Consider the following 3,664-nt stretch of genomic DNA (forward strand, 5'->3'; position numbering starts at 1 on the left):
TTACATCGGTGGTTGGACGAATGGTAATGCGGTGCTCCTCGCCGAGGAACTCGATGGTACCAAGCCCTATGCCTTTTCGAAGGCAGGAGGTCCGAGCACTACGACAAGCACGTCATACGCCAAGATGAACGGGCGCCAGGTCACGTTCCTCAAGCAGTCCGCGTCCACGCTGCTCAAGGTGACGCTCGCGGATACCCTCCGCGTGGGTTACGTGCAGAACGGTGGATGGGGCACGGTGATGGTGCGGCTCGATGGCGTCAACACCAGCTGCTACACCGGCAAGTACGATGCCCAGGGAACCGGCAGCGATTACCACAATCCGTTCGTATTGACCTGCATCCTCCCGAATGTCTCCGCTGCTCAGCACACGCTGGACGTTGCGCTCTCGGCGAACTCGGGCGGTGAGGCATACCTCGGCTGGGAACGGAGCAATCCGCTCCTCCTCGTCGAGGAGCTCCCGAACACGGGGCTCACCTATTCGAACATGGGCTTCGTAAGTGGCGATCTGTCTGGAGGGTGGGCTGGCGTCGGGGCGCGACAGATCATCCACAATGTTTCCGCGCCCGGAAAGACGGTGAAGGTCACGTACTCGGATACCTTCCGTGCTGTTGCCGGTTGCAATGCGCGTTGGGGCTTCTTCCAGCTCTACGTTGACTACAAGCCCACCGGGTGCATGAACGGCCAGCACGTGTCGGTCTCGGGCAACGCTCCGCAGGACCATCACCACCCGGCCAACCTGACGTGCCTCATTCCGAATCTGACGCCCGGCCCTCATACGTTCTCCATCTGGTCGACCACGCAGCACTCCTGGGATGGAACCTTCTGCGGCTCGAACTACTTCGGTTGGAACCGCGGCCAGAACCTCTTGCTGGTCGAGGACCTGCCGTAATCAGTCCTCCAACTCACGCCTGATCCACGCCCACCGGTGCCTCGCTCGGCCCGGTGGGCGCACTACATCGCTGTAGCACCACGGACAAATCCAGGAATTCAGGGGGCGTGAAGGAGGAGTGATGGGTCCTGAGCGGAGCTGACGACGCGATAGGTGGTCAGAGCCGCGTTTTACGCTCTAATGGAGATCGCCGGACACGTTCCTGGAGTACCCCCACCGTGCCTCTGCCTTCCTCCATTCCCGCCCCCGGACTGGAACATCTGCTCTCGCTGGCCACCCCCGCGGATACCGCTCGCGGCATGTTCTTCAACGGCCTGTTCGATGCGACGCGCGCGCTGGGCGGCGAGGAGGCCCGGACGAAGTGCCTCGCGGCCGCCGGTGATCGCAAGTTCGTCGACTTCCGCAGCTACCCCGTCGCCGATCTGCTCAAGGCCATCTACACCGCCGCGGACACGCTCGGCCCCAAGCTGGGCGGCAGGGAGGCCGTCCTGCACCGGCTCGGCCGCCGCGCCACCGAGGACTTCCTCCACTCCACCGTGGGCAAGACCATGGTGGCACTCGCCGGCAATGATCCGCACCGGCTCCTCTCCGCCTTCCCCAACGCCTGCCGCGCCGCGCTGAGCTATGGCGAGCGCTCCGTGGAGCGGATCGGCGACAAGCAGGTGCGGTTGCTCGCGCGCCGCGACTTCCTGCCCATGAACTACGTCGAGGGCACCCTCACCGCCGTCGTGGAGCGCTCCGCCGTCCCGGGTGTCATGGTGCGCGGCCTCCGCCTGTCCCCGCTCGACGTGGACTACGACATCAGCTGGTCCTGAGCCGCCAGGCGCCTGGGCAACCGCACGGTGAAGGTGGTGCCGTCCTCCTCCGTGGAGCTCACGTCGATGGCGCCTCCGTGGCCCAGGACGATCTGCCGGGTGATGAAGAGGCCCAGCCCCAGGCTCCCCTGGCGTGCCCCCGCCTCCGGCCCCCGCTGGTAGGGCTCGAAGAGCCCCGGCAGCACCTCGGGGGAGATCGGATTCCCCTCGTTGTGTACCTCGAGCAGGACGTCCTCGCCCTCGCTCCGGGTGGATACCCGCACGGGCGTGTCCCGGGGGCTGTGCTGGAGCGCGTTGCCCACCAGGTTGGTGACCACCTGGGCCAGCCGATCCCCATCCCACTCGCCCCAGCCGTCTCCGCTCGCCTGGAAGGAGATGCGCCGGTTGGGCCAGGCCAGCCGCACCTCCGTCACCACCCGCCGGACGTGCTCGTGGAGGTTCAGCGGCTCGCGGTGCACGGGGATGCCCCGCATCCGCGCCTGGTTGAAGTCGAGCAGATCCCGGATCATCCGGCTGGCCCGGTCCGCCGAGCTGTGGATGCGCTGGGCCGCCTTCGAGGTGCGCTCGTCCACGTCCTCGCGCTTGAGCAGCGTGGTGGCGGACAGGGCGATGGCGTTGAGCGGCGTGCGCAGATCGTGACTGACGATGGCCACCAGATCCTCGCGCTCCTGGATGGCCGCCTGGGCCTCCTGGTAGAGCCGCGCGTTGTCGAGCGCCATGGCCGCGCGATCGGCCACGCCGCGGGCCACCTCCATGTCCGTGGAGGTGCACGTGGGGCGGAACCGGTTCCAGGCGAAGGAGATGATGCCGAGCTTGCGATCCCTCGCCACCAGGGGCACGAGGATCACCGACTTGAGCGAGAGCGCCTCCAGCAGGGCCCGGTGCTCCTCGTTGCGGGCCACGGAGTCCAGCCACTCGGGGGTGACGTCCGGCTCGGCCAGGGGCACGCCGGTGTTGAGCAGTTGCAGCAGGACGCCCCCGTTCCCCAGGTGGGGCGGGTACATCATCGTGTGGTGCAGCAGGGCCTGCCCATCCGCGTCCCGGGCCGTCAGCTCCAACCGGTGCAGCTGCCCGTCCTCCCTCAGCAGATCCACCATGCAGTAGTCCGCCAGGTGTGACACCACCAGCGAGGCGAGGCTCTTGAGGGTGGTGTGCACGTCGAGGGACTGGGAGAGCAGGGTGCCCACCTCGACGAACAGGGCCTGGGCCTCCTCGGCGCGCTTGCGCGCGGTGATGTCGCGCACCATGCAGGTGAAGAAGCGCCCCTGGGGCAGCAGCGTCTCGCTGACGGAGAGCTCCAGCGGAAAGACGCTCCCGTCCTTGCGCCGGCCGTGCACCTCGCGCCCGATGCCAATCAGCTTGCGCACCCCCGTGCCGGGATTCCTGCGCTGCTGGGGCTCGGGCACCAGGTGGCGCATGTCCCGGCCGAGCAGCTCCTCGGGGGCGTAGCCGAAGATGCGCACCGTGGCGGGGTTGACGCTCTGGATGGCGCCCTGCTCGTCGATGGTGATGATGCCGTCCACCGCCGTCTCCAGGATGGCCTCGAGCCGCCGCGTCGTCGCGCGCAGCACCTCCTCGGCCTGCCGCCGCGAGGAGATGTCGCGGGTGATCATCGCGAAGCCGCGCAAGCCGCCCCGCTCGTCACGCAGGGCGCTGATGAGCACGTCCGCCCAGAACCGGGTGCCATCCTTGCGCACGAGCAGGGCTTCCGTGCGGTATTGCCCCTCGGAGGCGGCGATGCGCAGCGACTCCTCGGGCACGCCGGCCATGACGTCGCCGGGCAGGTAGAAGAGGGAGATGGGGTGGCCGAGCACCGCCTCCGCCTTCCAGCCCTTGATGCGCTCGGCGCCCGGATTCCAGCTGGCCACCCGGCCCTCGGGATCCAGCATGAAGATGGCGTAGTCCTCCACGCTCTCCACCAGCAGGCGGAAACGCTCCTCGGTGGCGCTCTCGGCGCGCT

General features: G+C 67.9%; 2 protein-coding genes and 1 pseudogene. 2 read left to right on the plus strand and 1 reads right to left on the minus strand.

Annotated elements, in window-relative coordinates; translation table 11 throughout:
• A pseudogene (locus Q664_RS27630) lies at nt 1–889 on the plus strand (DUF7151 family protein); the annotation flags it as partial.
• A gap of 218 nt (nt 890–1,107) precedes the next feature.
• Nucleotides 1,108–1,704: a DUF2378 family protein gene (locus Q664_RS27635; RefSeq protein WP_043402275.1), complete on the plus strand. Its 597-nt coding sequence runs from the start codon at nt 1,108–1,110 to the stop codon at nt 1,702–1,704.
• On the opposite strand, the gene Q664_RS52710 is transcribed toward Q664_RS27635, so the two are convergent.
• A partial coding sequence (locus Q664_RS52710; RefSeq protein WP_152622376.1) for a sensor histidine kinase occupies nt 1,683–3,664 on the minus strand: 1,982 nt, incomplete at its 5' end. The two genes, Q664_RS27635 and Q664_RS52710, sit on opposite strands and share 22 nt — an antisense overlap.

Origin of the sequence: Archangium violaceum Cb vi76, from assembly GCF_000733295.1 — a bacterium.
Classification (GTDB): Bacteria; Myxococcota; Myxococcia; order Myxococcales; family Myxococcaceae; genus Archangium; species Archangium violaceum.